The organism is Shouchella oshimensis (assembly GCF_002019765.1).
Lineage (GTDB): Bacteria > Bacillota > Bacilli > Bacillales > Bacillaceae_D > Shouchella > Shouchella oshimensis.
Genome location: NZ_KV917380.1, coordinates 1954250 through 1974871 on the forward strand (window position 1 = coordinate 1954250; position 20622 = coordinate 1974871).

Here is a 20622-nt window from a genome sequence, read left to right on the forward strand (position 1 = left end):
AGTGCAACAGGTAGATACAGTAGGGCACATGACACAGGAGCTCGTTAATCGCAAGCGGATCCTCGAACGTTTTGAAAAGAAAAGCAAGCGTTATGCAGGAGCAACTCTATGTACAAGCTTATTTTTTGGTATTAGTATAAGTCCGCTTATCCAAACAGGAGCATCCTCATTTTCAACCCTACTTATTACGCCAGTTCCTTTGATGTTACTCGTATGTTTAATCGTTCTCATTGGCCAAATGCTGAACTGCAAGAAAAAAACAGACAAAAAAGAATCTGAATTCGAGACTCTAAGACAAGAATGTATCGATCGTTTAGATGAAATAATGCCTGACCATTTGTCCCATAGGGAAAAAGAAGCTTATTTAAACGAAATGGAACAACAATTTTCTATTAACCTCTATTTTCGCTCTTAAAGAGTCGTCACTACTTATTTATTCTTTCGTAAGGTTTGTAAATGCTCACGAAGCAACTGTTCTTCATTTTCCGTTAAATCAGGTTCGTACAAAAAGGCCGGTTTTCTCCGGTCAGTTCGACCAAAAAGGTAGTCAGTCGTCACACCAAATACATCAGCAATGCGGTTAATGGTATCTGTGTCTGGCGTTCGATTACCATTTTCATAGCCTGAGATTGATACCTTTGTGACATTGATAAGCCGCCCAAGCTGTTCTTGTGTCAATTTCTGTTCTTTACGCAATTGCTTTAATCGCTTAGAATCAATCGCCATCACATACACCCTTCCTTCATTTCGTCTCTTTCATTATAAGTTAACAGATCGCTAACGAAAACAATTGTTAACTAAATAGAAACTTATGATTTACAGCATTACCAATTAATAGTATAATCTAGTTAACTTGTGGTTAATTAATTAGTGGGGTGATCAGATGCAGCGGACTAAATTAAGAAAAGTGCGGTTAGAACATCATATGACTCTGGAACAAGTGGCAAAACAGATTCATGTCAGTACACCATTTTATTGGCAAATTGAAAATGGAAAAAGAGGGCTATCATATGAATTAGCAGTGAAAATTGCCAATGTGTTTACGATGACTCCTGATGATCTATTCCTAGATGAGATAAATAAGTAACAGCTTAAGACCTTTTTAAAGGTTTTTTTATTTTAATATTATTTTCAGAAAATGATTTATTAATTATTTTTTCAAAAAAAAGGTAGGAATTCTAGATTAGAGCCTTTATAATCAGATTTAAAGAATATTTTTCCAAAACAAGCAGAGTGCCTGCTTTTTCCTAATGTCAGGAGGTTTTAAAAATGAAAGGGGAAATCGCTCGGAAAGTTCGTCATCTTCGAAAAAAAAATGCTTTGACGCAAGCGGAACTTTCAAAAAGCATTTGCACACAAGCACAAATTAGTAACATTGAGAAAGGTGTACTAAACCCTTCTAGCATAACGCTCTTTCACATTGCCCAACGTTTAAACGTCGACATGAATTATTTCTTCGAAAACCAGCTTGAACATGCTCATTGTTCTCAAACGACTAAAGATCAAATAAGACTTGATGCAATGAAAGGTGAATACGAAAACGTTCGGGAACAATTAGAAGCCGCTAATTTATCCTCAGATGACCCTTTTTCCCTATGGCATGAAGCGCTTTGTGCACATTACACGAATCAAGCAACAGAAGAGGCTATTGCTAATCTAAAAAAGGCTTATGATACAGAGGAAACAATGTGTAACAAACTTTATATGCTTGCTGATCTAGGGGCTATCTATGATCAGGTTGGGATGGAGGAAGATGCGTATCATTGTTTTCAAACATTGCTTCATCGGTTAGATGAACAATCGCCTCACGTTCATTACGTTTCTTTGTACATCCGCGCTTACCTCGGTAACGCCGAATACTTATTTAAAAAAGGTAATTATGCTGAAGCAGAACACTATTGTTTAGCTGGAGAACAAATGTGTTTGGACTACCAAGTTCTTATTGGACTAGCTCAATTTTTCTTTATATATGGACAATGCCTATTAAAACGATTTCATTATCATGACGCACGTATCTATTTAAAAAAAGCAAAAAAGTTGCTTTATATCGAAAAGAATCGAGTGAAAATGGATCAAATTGATGCGTTGTTAGCTTTATGTAGGACTTAGGAGAGAGGATGCTCACCTTTGAAAGTTCCTTGTCTTATGCTATACTAAGGAAGAGAAGAAAATGCTTTCAAGGAGTGAAAGGAAAGATGAGCATGAGCGCGGGTCAATTAATTGCAATTTTAGGAATCGGTTTAACGGCTGTCGTACTTGCGGTAGTTATGGCTATTCTGTTACTTAAAATGTCCCAGAATTCTGATTGATTCTGTATAGATGTAATGGGCGGTATTCCTATAAGGGATACCTTTTTAGTTATAAGGAGGAAAAGAAGAATGCTGAATGACATACTATCTCGATTAGACGAGCTTTACCCAGAAATGATTGAATTAAGACGAGAGTTTCATGCTGAACCTGAATTGTCTTATGAAGAGGTACATACGCCAGCGAAAATAGCAGAATATTTACGAAATATTGGTATTGACGTGCGAACCGAGGTAGGTGGTAGAGGCGTTGTTGGAACGTTAGTGGGAGGAAAGCCTGGTAAAACTGTGGCCTTGCGTGCGGATTTTGATGCATTGCCAATTCAAGAAGAAACCGGACTTCCGTTTGCTTCGAAACATCCTGGCAAAATGCATGCTTGTGGCCATGATGGACATACGGCTACATTACTTGTGTTAGCAAAAGTGCTTGCTGAACGAAAAGCAGATGTAGAAGGAACGATTGTGTTTATTCACCAGTTTGCTGAAGAACTAGCTCCTGGTGGTGCAATTGCAATGATTAATGATGGCTGTTTAGATGGCGTAGATCGCATTTTTGGAACCCACTTATGGACGCCAATACCAAAAGGAAAGGTTGGGTATTCCTATGATCGTTTAATGGCAGCCGCAGACAAATTTGATATTAACATTACAGGCTTTGGCGGACACGGAGCAATGCCTCATCAAACGGTTGATGCTGTTATTGTAGGTTCAGCCGTTTCCTTAGCTTTACAGCAGGTTGTCAGTCGGAATGTGGACCCCCTCGAACCGGCAGTTGTTACAATCGCTTCTTTTCATGCTGGTGGTGCATTTAATGTTGTAAGTGATGTAGCCAATTTATCTGGAACAGTACGGACCTTTAGTAAAACCGTTCAAGAACAAATAATCAAGCGAATGGAAGATGTTATAAAAGGGGTATGCGATGCATATGGCGCCTCGTATGAATTTCATTATAGTAAGGGCTATCCTGCAGTTATTAACCATCCAGAGGCAACAGAGTGGTTAAAGCAGTCATCGGAGTCATTTTTTGATTCTGCTAATGTCTACGAGGTTCCTCCTGTCATGGGCGGTGAAGATTTTTCCTACTATTTGCAAAAAGTGCCAGGTGCCTTTTTCTTTACTGGAGCAGGAAATGAACAAGAAGGTATCACGTATCCCCACCATCATCCAAAGTTTACGATTGACGAGGAATCTATGCTTATTGCAGCTAAACATTTAGGGGCAGTTGGGTTATATGCATTGGCTGAACTAAATGCTGCTACAGAAGCGGTAAAGTAAGCACGTCAAAAAGCAGATCCTATTCGATCTGCTTTTTTTTGCGCGTCTATTTATCGCTGAAAGCTGCGTGTATTTCGAATCGTAGCCATTAAAGTGCATGTGTGCGTGGTTTGAATAGAGTGTGGTATGATACTGCTATACCTTTTCGTTAAGAAAAGATTTCTGTAAAAGGATTAACCTAATGAAAAAAAGGATATATAGGATTGAATATTAGCAAACAGTCGAACAACTAAACAGGCAACTGGTTGAACTAGTAAGGAGCGAATTGGATATGACCTTTAAAGAAGGGAATTATAATATAAAGGCTGTGTCAAAGAAGCTCGGGATTAGACCTGGTACGTTAAGAGCTTGGGAACGTCGCTACCATGTGGTAGCTCCTTTTCGTAATGAAAGTGGTCACCGTTTGTATAGTGAAGAACACGTACTAAAGCTCCAGACGCTTATCGAAAGAGTAAACGAAGGGTTTACGATTAAACAAGCAGTGGAGTCATTAGAGCGTAATGGAACGGATTTAGACCATGCCTCTGAAGGGCACTATTATATTGTTAAAATAGCGAGAGAAATTGCTGATGCGCTCATTAGCTTTGATGAAGATCGAGCGCAGGCGGTGTTAAATCAAGCCTACAGCATCTATTCGGTAGACCGAGTAACCATTGATCTGTTTATGCAAGTGGAAAAATTAATAGTAGAAATGGACAAGCAGCCGTCTATGACACCCATTCATAAACAATATATGCTTCAAATACTTGGTGCAAAAGTGAAGAATGTCATGCTAAGTATTCCAAAAAATAACCAAATGCCTAAAGCGTTATTGTTTTCGTACGAAAGCGATTCCTATTCCATGTTACTTCGTGTTTTTTCGTTTTACTTAAAACGGAAAGGTATGGATGTGATTTGTTTAGATGCAGGGATTCCAGTCGAAGATGTTGAACTAGTAATGGAGCAAATACAGCCTGAATTAATCATTGTTTCTTCAATGAAGAGCGTGCATTTTGAGCAAGCCGTTAAGTATGTACGCTATATAACTGAAAAGTCATCGATTAAAAAAAGTGGTATGATTGGTGAGGCATTTAACGGTTTAACGGATGAGCAAAAAAAGGAGTATGCGCATCTCTTTGTTGGAAAATCAAGAGCAGATTGGGAATTATGGCTAGAGCATATGAATTAGATTTAATTTTAGATAAAAACGTTGAACCATCTAATGCATGCAAACATAAAGTATCGTATAAATGTTTGAGATGGGATAGCCTGGTCATAAGGAGGTATAGGAATGCGATTAGAGCGTTTGGCGATTGATAAGTTTAAGGTTTTTTTAACCTTTGATGATATGGAAGAAAGAGGAATAACAAAAGAAGATTTGTGGCAAGATGTACCGAAAGTACATGACTTATTTCGTGATATGATGCTTGAAGCAGATGATGAATTAGGTTTTAAAGTAGATGGTCCGATTGCGGTTGAAGTATTCGCTATGCCAGCGCAAGGGATGGTCTTTATTGTAACAAAAGGTACGCAGTCAGATGAATATGATACAGAGGATTATGAAGATGGCTTTATTGAAATGCAGTTAACGTTAGATGAAATTGATGATATTTTTTATGAGTTTAAATCTTTTGAAGATGTTGTTGGCCTCATACCTCGTTTAAACGCAATCGACATGGATGGAGGAGAACTTTATTCTTATCAAGATCGTTTTTTTCTAAAGCTATCCGACGACGACCTAGAACAAATAAATGAAGATGCATTAGTGGCCATCTTGTCTGAATTTGGTAGTCCTGCTACTATTTCATTTCATCGCATCGCTGAGTACGGAAAGAAACTAATTGAAACGAATACGATTGCGTATTTATTCCAAACCTTTTATGCACCCAAGTAAAATGAAGATCGTGCAAAGCTTGTTGACGATACAGTCTACGAGCTTTTTGTATGGGCTTCATTCCTTAGTGAAAAGTGAACGACTGGAAAAGAACTATATTTCATTGCTGAAATTTGGTAAAATAGAATTAAAAATTGCACATGAGGTGGGACTATGGATGTGCTTTTAGTGGAAGACGATAAAGCAATAGCAACAATTATTACAGATTATTTAAAGAAAGAAAATTTGTGCGTCACATGGTGTGAAGATGGAGAGACTGGATTAAAAAAGCTAAAGGAGCACGCATATAAAGTCGCAATTATTGATTTAATGCTCCCAAAAAAAGATGGGTTGTCGCTATGCAAAGAAGCGCGAACCTTTTCAAGTGTTCCCATTATTGTCGTTAGTGCAAAACAAACAGATGTAGACAAAATACAAAGTTTAGAAATTGGCGCTGATGATTATGTAACAAAGCCATTTAGTCCATCTGAACTAGTGGCTCGTGTGAAAGTTCAATTACGTCGACATTCTCCTGTTCAATCGCTACAGGGAGAGAACGAGCTTCAGTTTCATGAAGTGAAAGTTGATCGTAGAGGAAGGCAGCTGACGATTCAAGATCAACCACTGGTTTTAACAGCGAAAGAGTATCAGTTATTTTTATTTCTAGCAGAAAATAGAGGGACTGTATTCACGAAAGAGGAACTGTATAATCAAATTTGGAACAGTGATGGATTCGATAGCCGCACTGTAACTGTACATATTAAAAACTTACGAGATAAGCTAAATGATCGAAAAAAAGCACCACGTTTCATTGAGACGGTTTGGGGCATTGGTTATAAGTTTATCGCTACACCTGGCGCATGAAGCTCCGAGGACAATTAAATTTACTACTAATTCTTACGGCAATTGTTCCTTTTATCACAACTAGTTTATTTAGCATACAAATTAATCGCGCAGTTCAAGGGCAAAGTGAGCTTTATGTTGAAGCGATTGCAAAAGCAAAAGCAATTGGCAGCGGTCTTGCTAGACAAGCAGAAGCTATTAAGACAGATCCTGAAGCAGTTCTGTTGCAAACCCAGCACCATCATGGTGAGGTTGCAGACCTTGCTCTTTACTCTGCTCAACGGATACTTGTTTCCCAATCGGAGCCTGGACTGTTTGCATCTTATTTAAGCCCAGCTGATATGATGAGTAACCTTTATGAACTTCAAACACGGGAGGGTGCCTTTATTTATAAGGAACCACTTTTTATTGAAGATACGTTGACAGGGTATTACGAAATACGCTTACATCAAGGCGATATCCAACAAGATGCATCCTTGATTTATTTGTTAACGTTTTTATTTTTTGTCTGTAGTAGCGCCATTACGTTTTACATTGTTCAACACTGGTTTAAGCGAAATATGCTTGTGCCTTTTACTTGGATGAAAGAACAGATGCAGCATATTGGTGATGGAAAAAGAGAGATTAAACTACATGGCTCCACTCATAGGCGAACGGAAGTAGGGGTGTTGCTGGATGATTTTGCTATTATGACGGCTCAACTAGTTGAAACCGAACGAGAAAAACAGCGAGTGGAGGGGAATCGGCAAAAACTTATTGCTTCTATTTCTCATGATTTACGAACACCATTAACTTCTATTCGTGCTTATGCAGAAGGGTTAATAGAAAGTGACGATAAGAAAGATGAGTATGCGTCTGTTATTTTAACTAAAACCCGCTATATGCAGCGATTAATTGGTGATTTACTAATGTACTCCCAAATCCGTGCAACAAGTTTTTTGTTGGATTTACAACAAGTGGATGCAGAAGAGCTTGCCGATACGCTTTTTGATGGGTATAAAGATCAGTGGAAAAACCACCAATTTACAATTGACATAGATTGTTCTCATGCAGAACTTCAAGTTGACGTGGATCGATTAATACAAGTCGTAGATAATCTTGTGGCTAATGCAGTGAACTATACACCAGAGGGTGGAAGGATTACATTACTTGCTACCACGCAGGAAAAAAAACTCGTTTCTCACTCCATAGCGTACGAAGAAGCGCATGTTTACTTTATCGTGAAAGATACAGGAAAAGGCATTTCACTTGAGGAGCAGACACTTGTTTTTGATTCGTTTTACCAAGTAGAAAAAGCGCGAAATCAATCAAATGAAAGTGGGGTTGGTTTAGGGCTCTCCATTTGTCGAGAGCTTATTCAAAAACATGGAGGGAAAATGGGGGTTCAGTCATCGTTAGAAAAAGGAAGCACCTTTTATTTTATGCTTCCATTAGCTAATCGTAACAAAAAAGGGGGGATAGAGTGAAGGGACGGTCTATCGCAGGGGCAGTGATGCTTTTATTCATGGGAGGTTGCTTTTATTCGTCAATGGATGCAAACGCCTTGTTAGAGGAGGCATTTAATCAAGAAAGTGAATTTTTGCCGTTTGAACTGGTTTTAGAAGATGAGGAAGGATGGAAAATGCATGTTTTCGCTGAAAGTGAGGGAAGACAACGAGTTGATTCCTATATAGACGATTCGTTGCTTTATTCAGAGCTTTATGATGGTCAAAAATTATTTGAAGTTGATCATCAAACAAAAGAAGTGTACGAATATGAACGAGAAGGACTTATTTCAACTGGTCGCAACTATTTAGTCAACGAGATTGATTACCTTTCCTCGACCCACGACATTCGCTTTAGTGAAAGTAAAAACAATAAGTTGTTAAAACGAAATGTCTTTCATGTGGAATTTTATCAGGATGACGTTTTAGAATATGAGCTTTGGGTTGACAAGCAATCGCTTGTTGTTTTAAAACAAACGGAACATGTAAATGGTGAACAAATTGGACTTGAAGCAAGTTATTTTAAGATTCACCCGGTTATTCCAGAAGAAGTATTCATTCTCGATGAGCAAACCTATCACTTTGTAAATGAGGCTGAATAAAGGTTGGCTGTCAGGTGAATGGTGAGCGTATAGGAATGCTGCTTACGAAGATTGAGAAGGTTAATATGTGGAATAGAGAACAAAAGAACGACATCGATGATGAATTGGACAAAATAAGGGTGGCATTCCCTGTCCTGTTTCATTATCATTAGAAGTGTTAAATGAAAAAAGGAAAATTCCGTGAGGTGACAGAATCAATGGACGAAAGCGCGAATCGAACAGGTACGAATGATGTTCTTGCGTCAACTCAATCCATTATACATACTGCGTTAAGTAAATTAGGATACCCGGAAGAAATGTATGAATTATTAAAAGAGCCGATGCGTATGATGACGGTTCGTATCCCAGTAAGAATGGATGACGGATCGACTAAGATCTTTACTGGTTATCGAGCCCAGCATAATGACTCTGTTGGTCCAACGAAGGGAGGCGTTCGCTTCCACCCTGATGTAACGGAAAAAGAAGTGAAGGCACTATCGATTTGGATGAGCTTAAAAGCAGGTATTGTGAATCTACCGTATGGTGGAGGAAAGGGAGGCATTGTTTGTGACCCTCGAACGATGTCTTTCCGGGAAGTAGAGCGACTAAGCCGAGGTTATGTACGTGCCATTAGTCAAATTGTTGGGCCAACGAAAGATATTCCAGCTCCAGATGTGTTTACGAATTCTCAAATCATGGCTTGGATGCTTGATGAATATAGTCGCATTCGCGAGTTTGATTCACCAGGATTTATTACAGGTAAACCACTAGTACTTGGTGGTTCACACGGAAGAGAGTCTGCTACGGCTAAAGGTGTAACTATTTGTGTAAACGAAGCAGCGAAAAAGCAAGGCATTGATATGGACGGAGCGAAAGTCATTATTCAAGGGTTTGGAAATGCAGGTAGCTTTTTAGCAAAATTTATGTCTGATGCAGGCGCGCTTGTTGTAGGGATTGCGGATGCATATGGAGCCTTGTATGATGCAGAGGGACTTGATATTGACTATTTACTTGATCGACGAGATAGTTTTGGAACAGTGACTAAGCTGTTTAAAGATACGATTACGAATGAAGAATTGCTAGAAATGGAATGCGATATTTTAGTACCTGCTGCAATTGAAAATCAAATTACAGCTCGTAATGCTGGGAACATTAAGGCATCCATTGTTGTGGAAGCTGCAAATGGACCAACAACACTAGAAGCAACGAAGATTTTATCTGAACGTGGCATTCTTCTTGTTCCTGATGTTTTAGCAAGTGCTGGAGGGGTAACGGTTTCCTACTTTGAATGGGTGCAAAACAATCAAGGTTTTTATTGGTCAGCGGAAGAAGTAGAAGGAAAACTTCAAACCGTATTAGTAGAAGCATTTGACCATATTTATCAATTAGCGAAAAGGCGCAAAGTAGATATGCGATTGGCCGCCTATATGGTCGGGGTTCGCCGAATGGCAGAAGCATCTCGTTTTCGTGGTTGGGTTTAATTTGATATACTTTTCCTATGAGAACCCTTGTGATCGTTTTTTTGCGCACAAGGGTTTTGGCTATGAATGAGCGTTGAAAAGAGGTTGATCAGTGTATGTATGATGTAATTATTATTGGAGCAGGACCATGTGGATTATCAGCAGCAATTGAGTGTGATAAAAAAGGGTTGTCCACCTTAATCATTGAAAAAGATAATATTGTAAATGCCATTTATCGGTACCCTACACATCAAACTTTTTTCAGTACGAGTGAACGATTGGAAATTGGAGACGTACCTTTTATTACAGAAGAGAGAAAACCAGTACGTAACCAAGCGCTAGTGTATTATCGCATGGTTGCGAAGCGTAAAAAGGTAAACGTTCACGCTTATGAGGAAGTACTACATGTAGGAAAAGAGAACAATGTGTTTACTGTAAAAACAACAAAGCAACAGTATAAAGCTCAAAATATTGTCGTGGCTACTGGCTACTATGATTCCCCTAATTATATGAATGTTCCAGGGGAAACGAGTAAGCATGTGATGCATTATTTTAAAGAAGCTCACCCTTTCTTTGATCATGACGTTGTAGTGATAGGCGGGAAAAACTCGGCTGTAGATGCAGCCTTAGAGCTTGAAAAAGCAGGGGCTCGCGTTACGATGCTTTACCGTGGGGATGAGTACTCAAAAAGCGTGAAGCCTTGGATTCTACCCGAAGTGATTTCTCTCGTTCATAATGGTCGTATTCAACTAGAGTTTGGTGCACATATTACAAAGATTACGGAGAAAGCCGTTCATTATAAACAAAATGGACAAGATCGTATTGTGAAGGCAGATTTCGTCTTTGCCATGACAGGCTACCACCCAGATCATTCATTTATTCGAAGTATGGGAGTAGAAGTAGACGAAGCAACAGGACGCCCGAGCTTTCAAAGCGAAACAATGGAAACGAATGTTGCCTGTCTATTCATCGCTGGCGTTATAGCAGCAGGGAATAACGCCAATGAGATTTTTATTGAAAATGGCAGAGAGCATGGGAAGCAGATTGCTGCCGCTATTATCCAAAAGCAGAAAATGGAGGAAATGCAGTGAGGCACGTCGTACTTTTAACTACAGGTGGAACAATTGCGAGCACAACTAGTGAAAACGGCAAGCTAGTGGCAGGTGAATTAACAGGGGAAGAGCTTGCAGAGCTATGTGGCTTGCCAACGGATATACAGGTAACGGTGCGGTCTGTTTTACAAAAACCAAGTGTGCATCTTATGCCAGAGGATTGGCATATACTGGCAACAGAAATTAAACAAGCCTTTCAATCGGAAGAGGTGGATGGCGTTGTCGTTACACATGGCACAGATACGTTAGAGGAAACAGCTTATTATGTGGATTTAACAAATACAGATGAAAGGCCTGTTGTTGTAACAGGGTCGCAGCGAGGACCAGAAGAAACGGGTAGCGATGCTTTTATGAATCTACGACATGCCATTTATGCAGCATGTGAACCAGATTTAAAAGGGACAGGTTGTGTTGTTGTTTTTAATGAGCGCATTTTTTCTGCTCGTTATGTGAAAAAGGAACATGCATCAAATATTCAAGGTTTTAATGCGTTTGGTTTTGGATACTTAGGAATTATTGACAATGATGTTATTTTTACGTATCAAAAACCAATTCGTCGGGAAATGTATGAATTAACGGAACCTCGCTTTAAAGAGATTGGTATTGCTAAAATATATTTAGGTATGTCTGAGAAAACACTACGTGCAATCATCGCAACAGTTGATGGACTTGTATTGGAAGCTGTAGGACGTGGACAAGTTCCCCCGCAACTAGTGGCGCCGATTGAAGAGGCCATTCTCGCGGGAAAACCAATTATTTTAACAACATCATCGGAAGAAGGGAAAGTGTATCCAACGTACGATTATAAAGGAAGTGCACATCATCTTGAGCAACTCGGTGTTGTTTTAGGTTCAGATTATGATAGTAAAAAAGCAAGGGTAAAAACCCTCGTATTAACTGCTGCTAAGAAAGATGTTATGCTTGGCTTTTCATAAGGGATGTTACTTGAGTCTCATCAGTGTGAGGCGTATACTGTGAGTAATTAGTGGACTTCCTTTTTAGAGAGTGGGTCGACAAGCCTTGATTTCTTTTGTGATTGCAGCTCTGGCACCAGCCATGGCGTTGTTCTCCTATGTTTACTTGCGTGATTCTTTTAGCAGAGGGGCTATGTTTTTAGTTCTGCGAATTTTTATTATTGGTGCTCTCCTCGTTCTTCCGATATCCGTCATTCAATTTGCGTTAACGGAAGAAGAAATGATTACGGAACCGTTTGTAAAAGCTTTTTTGCTTTACGGATTGATTGAAGAAGGGTTAAAATGGCTGATGTTGTTCATATTTGCCTATCAACACGGTCAGTTAAGACAACCCTTAGATGGAATTGTTTTTGGTGTAGCGCTGTCACTTGGATTTGCAACAGTTGAAAACAGTTTATATATGATTGCTTACGGATTCGATCATGTCCTGCCACGTACTTTATTGCCAACGACTGCTCATGCTGTGTATGGAATTGTAATGGGCTACTATATTGGAAGGGCAAAATACCATCGATCTAAAAGGCTGCTTTTTCTTGGATTCGCAGCTGTTCTTCCAATGATCTTACACGGAAGCTATGACTATATTCTAATGGATTTTGGACATTATTTTTTACTTTTAATGATTCCTTTTATGGTTGGTCTTTGGCTATTGGCAATATGGAAAATCAAAAAAGCGAACAAGCTCAATGAAAATGAGAAGAGTCAGATGGACTAAAGGAGGAGTATAGCGTGACAACAGCGAATCGCTATCGAATTGTCATTCGTTGCCCTTTATGTGGAGAAAAATATATTTTACGTGGAAAACGCAATGAGAACGGAGACTATGAAACAGGATTTAAGCAGTGTGTATGTGGGAACGAAGATCAATTAATTATTGAAGCGTCTCCTGAATAAACATGAGAAAACGTACGGCTACAATAGCCGTACGTTTTTTTATTCGATAAAAATAAAATGAATGACTTGCAGAATCGTATCTTTTGCGTTAAAGTTGTGACAATACAAAAAAAAAAACTTAATAGATCTTATCAAGAGAGACGGAGGGATATGGCCCTGTGAAGTCTCAGCAACCAGCCTTATAGGCAAGGTGCTAAATCCAGCAGTAATCTGCAAGATAAGAGAAATGTCAGCAACCTTTCTTCTTATTATCTTGAAGAAAGGTTTTTTATTGTTTTATAAGAGGGAAAAAGGGGATGGCAACATGACACATGATCAATCAATACTCGCGCAAATTGGTAATCGCCGAAAAGATGAAACAGGCGCGGTTAATACACCGGTCTATTTTTCAACGGCTTTTCGACATTCGGGCATACAGGAATCAACTGGTTATGATTATGCACGGACAGGAAATCCGACTCGAGAAGTTCTAGAACAAGCAATTGCAAGTCTTGAGCATGGAGAAAGAGGCTTTGCCACAAGTTCTGGGATGTCGGCAATTCAGCTTGTTTTCTCACTCTTTGAACAAGGTGACCATATTCTATGTTCAGATGACTTATACGGTGGTACATATCGACTTTTTGAAGGTGGCTGGAAAAAGTGGGGCTTAACGTTTGACTATGTTGATATGTCCGATTTAGAGGCCGTTCAAGCATTACGAACAGCTAATACAAAAGCCATTTTTGTTGAAACACCTACCAATCCACTGATGAAAGAGGCTTCCATTGCAGATCTAGCGGCATATTGTAGAATCCATAACCTGCTTTTAATTGTTGATAATACATTTCTAACGCCTCTATTATTAAAACCGTTAGAAGAAGGAGCAGACATTGTTGTTCATTCAGCAACAAAATACTTAGGAGGCCACAATGATGTAGTGGCAGGGCTTGTCGTTGCCAAAAGCACACAAATAAGCGAACAGCTCGCTTATTTTCATAATGGTGCTGGGTTTATCCTTGGTGCATTTGACTCCTGGCTCTTAATGCGCGGCATGAAAACATTAGCGCTACGAATGAAACAACACGAAGAAAACGCAAAACGGTTGGTGGAGGTTTTAAATGAGGAATCCATTGTAAAAGAAGTTCTGTACCCTGGTAAAGGGGGAATGGTGTCGTTTAGGGTAAGGGATGAAGCTCTTATTAATCCAATTTTACAATCGTTAAAGCTCATTTCTTTTGCGGAAAGTCTTGGTGGCGTTGAAAGTTTAATGACCTATCCAGCAACTCAAACCCACGCGGATATTCCTGAAGAAATTCGAATCGCTAAAGGCGTTGATAATACATTACTCCGCTTCTCCGTCGGCATAGAGCATTGTGAAGATTTAATAAATGATATACAACAAGCTTTTCAGGCAGCGGAAAATAAGAAGGGATGAGTCGATTGGATTTAAAAAAACTATTAACATCCTCTGTGACAGTAGCAGATGGAGCGATAGGGACTTTGTTGTATGAAGCAGGCTATGATTTATGTTTTGAAGAGCTAAACGTAACGAAGCCAGAAGAGATTTATGCGATTCATCAAGCCTATATAGAAGCTGGTGCAACCATTATTCAAACAAATTCCTATGCTGCTAATGCACAAAAGCTTAAACGTTACGGTCTCCAAGAGAGTGTAGGGGCCATAAATCAGGCATCTGTTCAGCTAGCCCGTAAAGCGGTTCAAGATAGCGGGAAGAAACAGGTATTCGTGCTCGGAACTGTAGGTGGCATTCAAGGCTTCCAATCGGAGCAGCTTGATTATAAAGAAAGTATGCAAGCATTAGTGGAGCAAGTAGACCTACTCTTGCAAGCAGAGGTAGATGGTCTTTTGTTCGAAACGTTCTATGATTTCTCGGAAATTAAACAACTAGTTATTGAGGCGAGAAAACGAACGCAGCTACCTATTATTGCAAATGTGTCTCTTGGTGATATTGGTGTCTTAAAAGGAGGTATTCGATTAAGCGATGCGCTAACAGAATTGTATGAGGTAGGTGCTGATGTTACAGGGTTAAATTGCCGAATGGGTCCATACCACATGTTACGATCCATTGAAGAGCTTGAGCTCCCGTATGACATTCCGCTTGCATGCTACCCAAATGCAAGTTTACCAGGTTATCGTGATGGTCGGTTTGTGTACGCTTCAAATACAGACTATTTTACATCAATGTCTGAACGGTTTATTAACGAAGGTGTCCATCTTATTGGAGGTTGTTGTGGAACAACACCGGCTCATATAAAAGCAATAAAAGAAGCAGCAAGCGGTCGAAAACCAGTAAAACGTAAAATTCGGCTACAGTCATTAAAAACAGAAACGATTGAACGTTTCCACGAGCAACGTCCATCAATTAAAGATTTAGTAGAAGAAAAGCAGACCATTATCGTTGAACTAGATCCTCCAAAGAAATTGCATATTGATCCTTTTATTGAAGGGGCAAAAGCAATTCGAGATGCAGGGGCAGATGCATTAACACTTGCAGATAACTCGCTAGCAAGTCCGCGTATTGATAATCAAACATTAGCGATGTTGTTGAAAGAAGAAGGCATTCGAAGTCTTGTTCATTTAACGTGTCGTGATCGCAATTTAATTGGTTTACAATCCCATTTAATGGGGCTTGATTTAGCAGAACTAAATGATCTTTTAGTCATTACAGGTGACCCGAGCAAAATTGGTGATTTTCCAGGAGCCACTTCGGTATATGATGTATCATCAACAAAGCTTTTGCCACTGATTAAACAAATGAATGAAGGGATTTCGTTTTCAGGTAAGTCATTAGGAAGAGCAACAAACTTTACAACAGCAGCTGCATTTAATCCGAATGTGAAACATCTGGATAAGGCTGTTCGTCGCTTAGAGAAAAAGATTGAGGCTGGTGCTCATTATTTTCTTACACAGCCGATTTTTGACGAAAGACAGTTTGAGGAGGTCTATGAAGCGACCAAACATTTATCTGTACCGATATTTGTCGGCATCATGCCGTTAACAAGTAGTCGAAACGCTGAGTTTTTGCACAATGAAGTACCGGGTATATCTTTGTCAGATGATACAAGGGTACGTATGGCACGAGCAGGTGAAGATAAAGTGAAAGCAGAACAAGAAGGGCTTGCTATGGCCAAATCATTAGCAGATGCAGCGGCTACTTATTTTAATGGTCTGTATTTAATTACACCGTTTTTACGCTATCGATTGACGGTAGAATTAACCCGTTACTTACGCACACACACAACAGCTCCGTTGTCTAAAGAGAGGAAGTTACAATGAGACAGAATGGATTAATTGAACAACTAAAGAAAAAAATTATCGTGCTTGACGGTGCAATGGGAACGATGATTCAAGATGCGGACTTACATGAAGATGATTTTGGTGGTGCAGACTTTGATGGCTGTAATGAGTATTTAAACCTTACTTCTCCGCACGTGATAACAAAGATTCACCAGGCTTATTTACAAGCTGGAGCAGATATTATTAGTACGAACACATTCGGGTCATCGAGTATTGTTCTTGACGACTATGAGCTTGGACATCTTGCTTATAAAATTAGCCGTAAAGCAGCGGAACTGGCTAAGAAAGAGGCCGATAAATGGTCTACAGCTGATGAGCATCGATTTGTTGCTGGTGCAATGGGTCCAACAACAAAGTCTCTTTCCGTTACAGGTGGCACAACCTTTCAAGAGCTTATTGGCACTTATGAAGAGCAAGCAAGAGGTTTGATTGATGGTGGAGCCGATCTTTTGCTTCTAGAAACTAGCCAAGATATGCGTAATGTAAAGGCAGCATCAATTGGTATTGAGAACGCATTTGTTCAAACGAAAACAAAGCTTCCATTAATGATTTCTGGCACAATTGAGCCGATGGGGACGACGTTAGCAGGACAAACGGTTGAAGCGTTTTACCTTTCCATCGAGCACTTAAAACCATTAGTTGTAGGCTTGAACTGTGCAACAGGACCAGAATTTATGCGTGACCATATTCGTTCGTTAGCGGAAATGGCAGAGAGCTATGTAAGCTGTTATCCCAACGCAGGTTTACCTGACGAAGAAGGACATTACCATGAAACCCCACAATCATTAGCAAAGAAATTAGAAGGCTTTGTGCAAAAGGGTTGGTTAAATGTCATCGGTGGGTGCTGTGGGACGACACCTGCTCACGTTCGGGCGCTTAAAGATATGGTCAATCACTATGAATCAAGAGAAGAAACGACAAGGGAACAGCATGCGGTCTCAGGCTTAGAGGCACTTTTCTACGAAGATTCAATGCGGCCACTATTTGTCGGCGAACGAACAAATGTGATTGGATCACGTAAATTTAAGCGACTTATTGAGGAAGGGAAATACGAAGAAGCTTCAGAAATTGCTCGGTCGCAAGTGAAAAAAGGTGCTCATGTCATTGATATTTGTTTGGCTGATCCGGATCGTGACGAAGCAACAGATATGGCTGCTTTTTTATCATTTGTTACGAATAAGGTGAAAGTGCCATTAATGATTGATTCTACCGACGAAGCAGTTATTCAAGAGGCTCTTACTTACTCACAAGGGAAGGCCATTATTAATTCCATTAATTTAGAAGATGGTGAAGAGCGGTTTGAAGCCATTTTACCGCTTGTTAAACAATATGGAGCAGCCCTTGTTGTTGGCACCATTGATGAAACGGGTATGGCAGTTTCCGCTGAGCGAAAACTAGAGATTGCCGTACGCTCGTTTAAGCTGTTAACTGAAAAACACGGAATTCCAGCTCATGACATTATATTTGACCCTCTTGTATTCCCAGTCGGTACAGGTGATGAACAGTATATTGGTTCAGCAAAGGCAACAGTGGAAGGAATAAAACTTATTAAAGAGCATTTACCCCATTGCTTAACTATTTTAGGGGTTAGCAATGTGTCGTTTGGCTTGCCTCCTGTAGGACGGGAAGTGTTAAATTCGGTTTATCTATACCACTGTACACAAGCTGGTCTTGATTATGCCATCGTTAATACGGAGAAATTAGAACGATTTGCGAGTATTTCTGAGCATGAAAAACGATTAGCAGAACAACTGCTTTTTAAAACGGATGACGCAACTCTTGCTGAATTTACAGCCCATTACCGTGGTAAAAGCGCAAAAAAAACGATTGAGTACGAAGGGCTAAGTTTAGAAGAACGATTAGCGATTTATGTAGTGGAAGGTACAAAGCAACGCTTAGAGCAAGACTTAACACTCGCCTTGCAAAGCTATGCAGAGCCATTAGACATCATAAATGGTCCTTTAATGAATGGGATGGACGAAGTAGGGAGATTGTTTAATAACAATGAATTAATTGTTGCTGAAGTATTGCAAAGTGCGGAAGTGATGAAAGCGGCCGTTTCATTTCTTGAACCGCATATGGAAAAGAGTGAAAATGAATCTCGAAAAGGAAAAATTTTATTAGCAACAGTGAAAGGAGACGTACATGATATCGGTAAAAATCTAGTCGATATCATTTTAAGTAACAACGGCTTTGACATTGTTAATCTAGGCATCAAAGTAACATCAAATGAATTAATTGATGCAATAAAAAAAGAACAGCCGACTGCTATTGGATTATCCGGGCTATTAGTTAAATCCGCTCAGCAAATGGTATTAACGGCCCAAGATTTGAAATCACAAGATATCTCGATTCCTGTACTAGTAGGCGGTGCCGCTTTAACGAGAAAATTTGTGGACACGCGCATTGCGCCAGAATATGAAGGTCTTGTGATTTATGCGAAAGATGCAATGAATGGGTTAGAGCTGGCTAATCGAATTACGACAGATGAAAAGCGTGAACGACTGGCACTAGAGCTGAATGAGCAACGCCAGTTAAAAAAAGATTATGTAGCAAAACGAATAAAAAAAGAAGTGGTTCAATCGTCTGAACCGATTCAATCATCCATAAAACATACACACCCAGTAGTAAAACCAGCAGATTTAGAGCCTCATATTATAAAACAGTATAATATTGAACATATTTTCCCTTACGTGAATATGCAAATGCTTCTAGGTAGGCATTTAGGCGTTCAAGGAAAAGTGGAAAAATTGCTGGCAGAAGGTCATGAAAAAACAGTTGAATTAAAAGAAAAAGTCGACGCTTTATTTTCTGATGCGAATCAATTAAAAACGTTACAGGCAAACGCTATGTATCAATTCTTTCCTGCTCAATCAGATGGAAATGATTTGATTATTTATGACCCTATGAATCCAACAACGGAGTTAGAGCGGTTCTCGTTTCCAAGACAGCAAGTAAAGCCTTTCTTATGCTTAGCTGATTTTGTTCGGCCGGTTGGTGGAGAAATGGATTATGTGGGCTTTCTAGCAGTAACTGCAGGCAAAGGTGTGCGAGAATTAGGAGAAGCGGCGAAGGCAAGCGGCGAATTTTTAAAAAGCCATTTAGTGCAAGCTGCTGCACTAGAGACGGCAGAAGGGTTGGCTGAACGAATTCATGAACAGATGCGCGATCGTTGGGGATTCCCGGATACACCAGAAATGTCGATGTCAGACCGTTTTTCTGCAAAATACCAAGGAATTCGTGTTTCCTTTGGCTACCCAGCCTGTCCAAATTTAGATGATCAACGAAAGCTATTTGATCTATTAAAACCAGAGAAAATTGGAATTGAACTAACCGAAGAATGTATGATGGAGCCAGAAGCTAGCGTGACGGCACTTGTTTTTTCTCATCCGGAAGGACGTTATTTTAACGTACTATAGATGCAAAAAATAATCGATTTACAGAGAAGTAGTACATACTAGACGACTAGTGTGTACTACTTTTTTGTGTTACCACATCCAATCATTCAAGAACGCAACAGTGATGAATGTTTTGGATAAAAGGTATGGATAGAGGGTTAACGCTCTCTACCGTTCATTGCAAGGAGCCCACCATTAGTAGAAATTTCTGCTGTATAAAATAAAAGGAATAACAAAGACTAGCGGTAGCTAGAAGAAATCAATACACATAACAAAGGAGGATGAACCTAGCATATGCGTAAGAATACAGTTTTAAAAACCAGTCTTATCATTGTTATCGGACTACTCTCTTTCCTGACTCCAGCGTCAGATGCAGATGCGTTCTCAGAACAGGTAATCCAAAAAGGCGCAACGGGAGAAGATGTCGTTGAATTACAAGCTAGACTTCAATATGTAGGGTACTACAATGGGAACATTGATGGTGTGTTCGGATGGGGTACATACTGGGCTGTTCGCAATTATCAATATGAATATGGTATTGATATTGATGGTTTAGTTGGCGAAAATATGAAAGCAAAGCTGGTAGAAACAACGAATTTTGATAAGCAGTTTGTGACAAATGCACTTAATGAAGGGCGTTCTGTTACACATTATGGTGGCACTTCATTAGAAAAACAAAAAGGAAATCAATCAAATAATGGTACGTCAAATAATGGTTCGAATGAGCAAGCAGGAAGCGATAATGGTGAACCAATTATTGAAAAGGCACAGAACGTTCCGTCAGGTTATTCAAGTAATGATATTCAACTAATGGCACAAGCGGTTTATGGTGAAGCTCGAGGAGAACCATATGAAGGGCAAGTAGCCGTTGCTGCTGTCATTGTGAACCGTTTGAATTCACCTACTTTTCCAGATACTGTTGCTGGAGTTATTTATGAAGAACGTGCGTTTACCGCCGTTGCAGATGGACAAATTAATTTAGGTGCAGATGAGTCTTCCCGAAACGCTGTACTTGATGCTTTAAACGGTCAAGATCCGTCTAATAACGCCCTGTACTATTTTAATCCGGATACCGCCACATCAGCGTGGATTTGGACGAGACCACAAATTAAACGCATTGGCAAACATATCTTTTGTTACTAATTT

Annotated in this window: 19 protein-coding genes and 1 riboswitch; of the genes, 18 read left to right on the forward strand and 1 reads right to left on the reverse strand. The window is 39.6% G+C overall.

Annotated features, from left to right (window positions below; all coding sequences use genetic code 11):
• The first annotated feature begins 1 nt into the window (after position 1).
• A complete protein-coding gene (locus tag BK583_RS09865; protein WP_038480346.1) occupies positions 2-415 on the forward strand; it encodes a DUF2663 family protein in 414 nt (137 codons plus the stop codon).
• Positions 416-429: 14 nt separating this feature from the next.
• Here BK583_RS09865 and BK583_RS09870 read toward each other — a convergent pair whose 3' ends face one another.
• Positions 430-726 (reverse strand): helix-turn-helix domain-containing protein, encoded by a 297-nt coding sequence (locus BK583_RS09870; RefSeq protein ID WP_038485697.1) that lies wholly within the window; start codon positions 724-726, stop codon positions 430-432.
• Between the two features lie 157 nt (positions 727-883).
• Here BK583_RS09870 and BK583_RS09875 point away from each other — a divergent pair, with 157 nt between their 5' ends.
• From BK583_RS09875 to sleB, 17 genes are all read left to right on the forward strand, one after another.
• Positions 884-1087 (forward strand): helix-turn-helix transcriptional regulator, encoded by a 204-nt coding sequence (locus tag BK583_RS09875; RefSeq protein ID WP_038480343.1) that lies wholly within the window; start codon positions 884-886, stop codon positions 1085-1087.
• Between the two features lie 182 nt (positions 1088-1269).
• Complete coding sequence (locus BK583_RS09880; protein WP_055737636.1) at positions 1270-2109, forward strand: helix-turn-helix domain-containing protein; 840 nt, start codon at positions 1270-1272, stop codon at positions 2107-2109.
• Positions 2110-2378: 269 nt separating this feature from the next.
• A complete protein-coding gene (locus BK583_RS09890; protein WP_055737637.1) occupies positions 2379-3581 on the forward strand; it encodes a M20 family metallopeptidase in 1203 nt (400 codons plus the stop codon).
• Between the two features lie 271 nt (positions 3582-3852).
• Positions 3853-4749 carry a MerR family transcriptional regulator gene (locus BK583_RS09895; RefSeq protein WP_055737638.1) on the forward strand — a complete coding sequence of 299 codons (897 nt, stop codon included), beginning with the start codon at positions 3853-3855 and terminating at the stop codon, positions 4747-4749.
• Positions 4750-4851: 102 nt separating this feature from the next.
• Entirely contained in the window at positions 4852-5454 is a 603-nt protein-coding gene (locus tag BK583_RS09900) for a genetic competence negative regulator (RefSeq protein ID WP_038480334.1), read from the forward strand.
• Positions 5455-5607: 153 nt separating this feature from the next.
• Positions 5608-6297, forward strand: a complete 690-nt coding sequence (locus tag BK583_RS09905) for a response regulator transcription factor (protein ID WP_038480331.1) — start codon at positions 5608-5610, stop codon at positions 6295-6297.
• The gene (locus BK583_RS09910; RefSeq protein WP_055737639.1) at positions 6294-7742 is read left to right on the forward strand and encodes a sensor histidine kinase; all 1449 of its coding nucleotides are present in this window, start codon (positions 6294-6296) and stop codon (positions 7740-7742) included. Before BK583_RS09905 ends, BK583_RS09910 begins: the two co-directional genes overlap by 4 nt.
• Positions 7739-8362: a hypothetical protein gene (locus BK583_RS09915; RefSeq protein ID WP_038480325.1), complete on the forward strand. Its 624-nt coding sequence runs from the start codon at positions 7739-7741 to the stop codon at positions 8360-8362. The genes BK583_RS09910 and BK583_RS09915 overlap by 4 nt, the downstream gene beginning before the upstream one ends.
• Positions 8363-8559: 197 nt before the next feature.
• Positions 8560-9822: a Glu/Leu/Phe/Val family dehydrogenase gene (locus tag BK583_RS09920; protein WP_038485691.1), complete on the forward strand. Its 1263-nt coding sequence runs from the start codon at positions 8560-8562 to the stop codon at positions 9820-9822.
• Positions 9823-9917: 95 nt separating this feature from the next.
• Positions 9918-10892 carry a YpdA family putative bacillithiol disulfide reductase gene (locus tag BK583_RS09925; RefSeq protein WP_038480321.1) on the forward strand — a complete coding sequence of 325 codons (975 nt, stop codon included), beginning with the start codon at positions 9918-9920 and terminating at the stop codon, positions 10890-10892.
• Entirely contained in the window at positions 10889-11848 is a 960-nt protein-coding gene (locus BK583_RS09930; RefSeq protein WP_055737640.1) for an asparaginase, read from the forward strand. The genes BK583_RS09925 and BK583_RS09930 overlap by 4 nt, the downstream gene beginning before the upstream one ends.
• An 85-nt stretch (positions 11849-11933) precedes the next feature.
• Positions 11934-12602, forward strand: a complete 669-nt coding sequence (prsW, locus tag BK583_RS09935; RefSeq protein ID WP_038485688.1) for a glutamic-type intramembrane protease PrsW — start codon at positions 11934-11936, stop codon at positions 12600-12602.
• Between the two features lie 14 nt (positions 12603-12616).
• Positions 12617-12781: a hypothetical protein gene (locus BK583_RS20705; RefSeq protein ID WP_164468425.1), complete on the forward strand. Its 165-nt coding sequence runs from the start codon at positions 12617-12619 to the stop codon at positions 12779-12781.
• Between the two features lie 125 nt (positions 12782-12906).
• Positions 12907-13005, forward strand: a riboswitch (SAM riboswitch).
• Between the two features lie 80 nt (positions 13006-13085).
• The gene (locus BK583_RS09940) at positions 13086-14195 is read left to right on the forward strand and encodes a methionine biosynthesis PLP-dependent protein (protein WP_038480315.1); all 1110 of its coding nucleotides are present in this window, start codon (positions 13086-13088) and stop codon (positions 14193-14195) included.
• Positions 14196-14200: 5 nt separating this feature from the next.
• Complete coding sequence (locus tag BK583_RS09945; RefSeq protein ID WP_055737641.1) at positions 14201-16057, forward strand: bifunctional homocysteine S-methyltransferase/methylenetetrahydrofolate reductase; 1857 nt, start codon at positions 14201-14203, stop codon at positions 16055-16057.
• Positions 16054-19497, forward strand: coding sequence for a methionine synthase (gene metH, locus BK583_RS09950; RefSeq protein ID WP_055737642.1), 3444 nt, complete (start codon positions 16054-16056; stop codon positions 19495-19497). The genes BK583_RS09945 and metH overlap by 4 nt, the downstream gene beginning before the upstream one ends.
• A 273-nt stretch (positions 19498-19770) precedes the next feature.
• A complete protein-coding gene (gene sleB, locus BK583_RS09955; protein ID WP_038480305.1) occupies positions 19771-20619 on the forward strand; it encodes a spore cortex-lytic enzyme in 849 nt (282 codons plus the stop codon).
• Positions 20620-20622: the final 3 nt, after the last annotated feature.

Bases quoted from the DNA above. Each gene is read 5' to 3' on its own strand.
- BK583_RS09870 (WP_038485697.1), bottom strand. From the start codon at position 726: ATGGCGATTGATTCTAAGCGATTAAAGCAATTGCGTAAAGAACAGAAA.
- BK583_RS09875 (WP_038480343.1), top strand. From the start codon at position 884: ATGCAGCGGACTAAATTAAGAAAAGTGCGGTTAGAACATCATATGACT.
- BK583_RS09880 (WP_055737636.1), top strand. From the start codon at position 1,270: ATGAAAGGGGAAATCGCTCGGAAAGTTCGTCATCTTCGAAAAAAAAAT.
- BK583_RS09890 (WP_055737637.1), top strand. From the start codon at position 2,379: ATGCTGAATGACATACTATCTCGATTAGACGAGCTTTACCCAGAAATG.
- BK583_RS09895 (WP_055737638.1), top strand. From the start codon at position 3,853: ATGACCTTTAAAGAAGGGAATTATAATATAAAGGCTGTGTCAAAGAAG.
- BK583_RS09900 (WP_038480334.1), top strand. From the start codon at position 4,852: ATGCGATTAGAGCGTTTGGCGATTGATAAGTTTAAGGTTTTTTTAACC.
- BK583_RS09905 (WP_038480331.1), top strand. From the start codon at position 5,608: ATGGATGTGCTTTTAGTGGAAGACGATAAAGCAATAGCAACAATTATT.
- BK583_RS09910 (WP_055737639.1), top strand. From the start codon at position 6,294: ATGAAGCTCCGAGGACAATTAAATTTACTACTAATTCTTACGGCAATT.
- BK583_RS09920 (WP_038485691.1), top strand. From the start codon at position 8,560: ATGGACGAAAGCGCGAATCGAACAGGTACGAATGATGTTCTTGCGTCA.
- BK583_RS09925 (WP_038480321.1), top strand. From the start codon at position 9,918: ATGTATGATGTAATTATTATTGGAGCAGGACCATGTGGATTATCAGCA.
- BK583_RS09940 (WP_038480315.1), top strand. From the start codon at position 13,086: ATGACACATGATCAATCAATACTCGCGCAAATTGGTAATCGCCGAAAA.
- metH (WP_055737642.1), top strand. From the start codon at position 16,054: ATGAGACAGAATGGATTAATTGAACAACTAAAGAAAAAAATTATCGTG.
- sleB (WP_038480305.1), top strand. From the start codon at position 19,771: ATGCGTAAGAATACAGTTTTAAAAACCAGTCTTATCATTGTTATCGGA.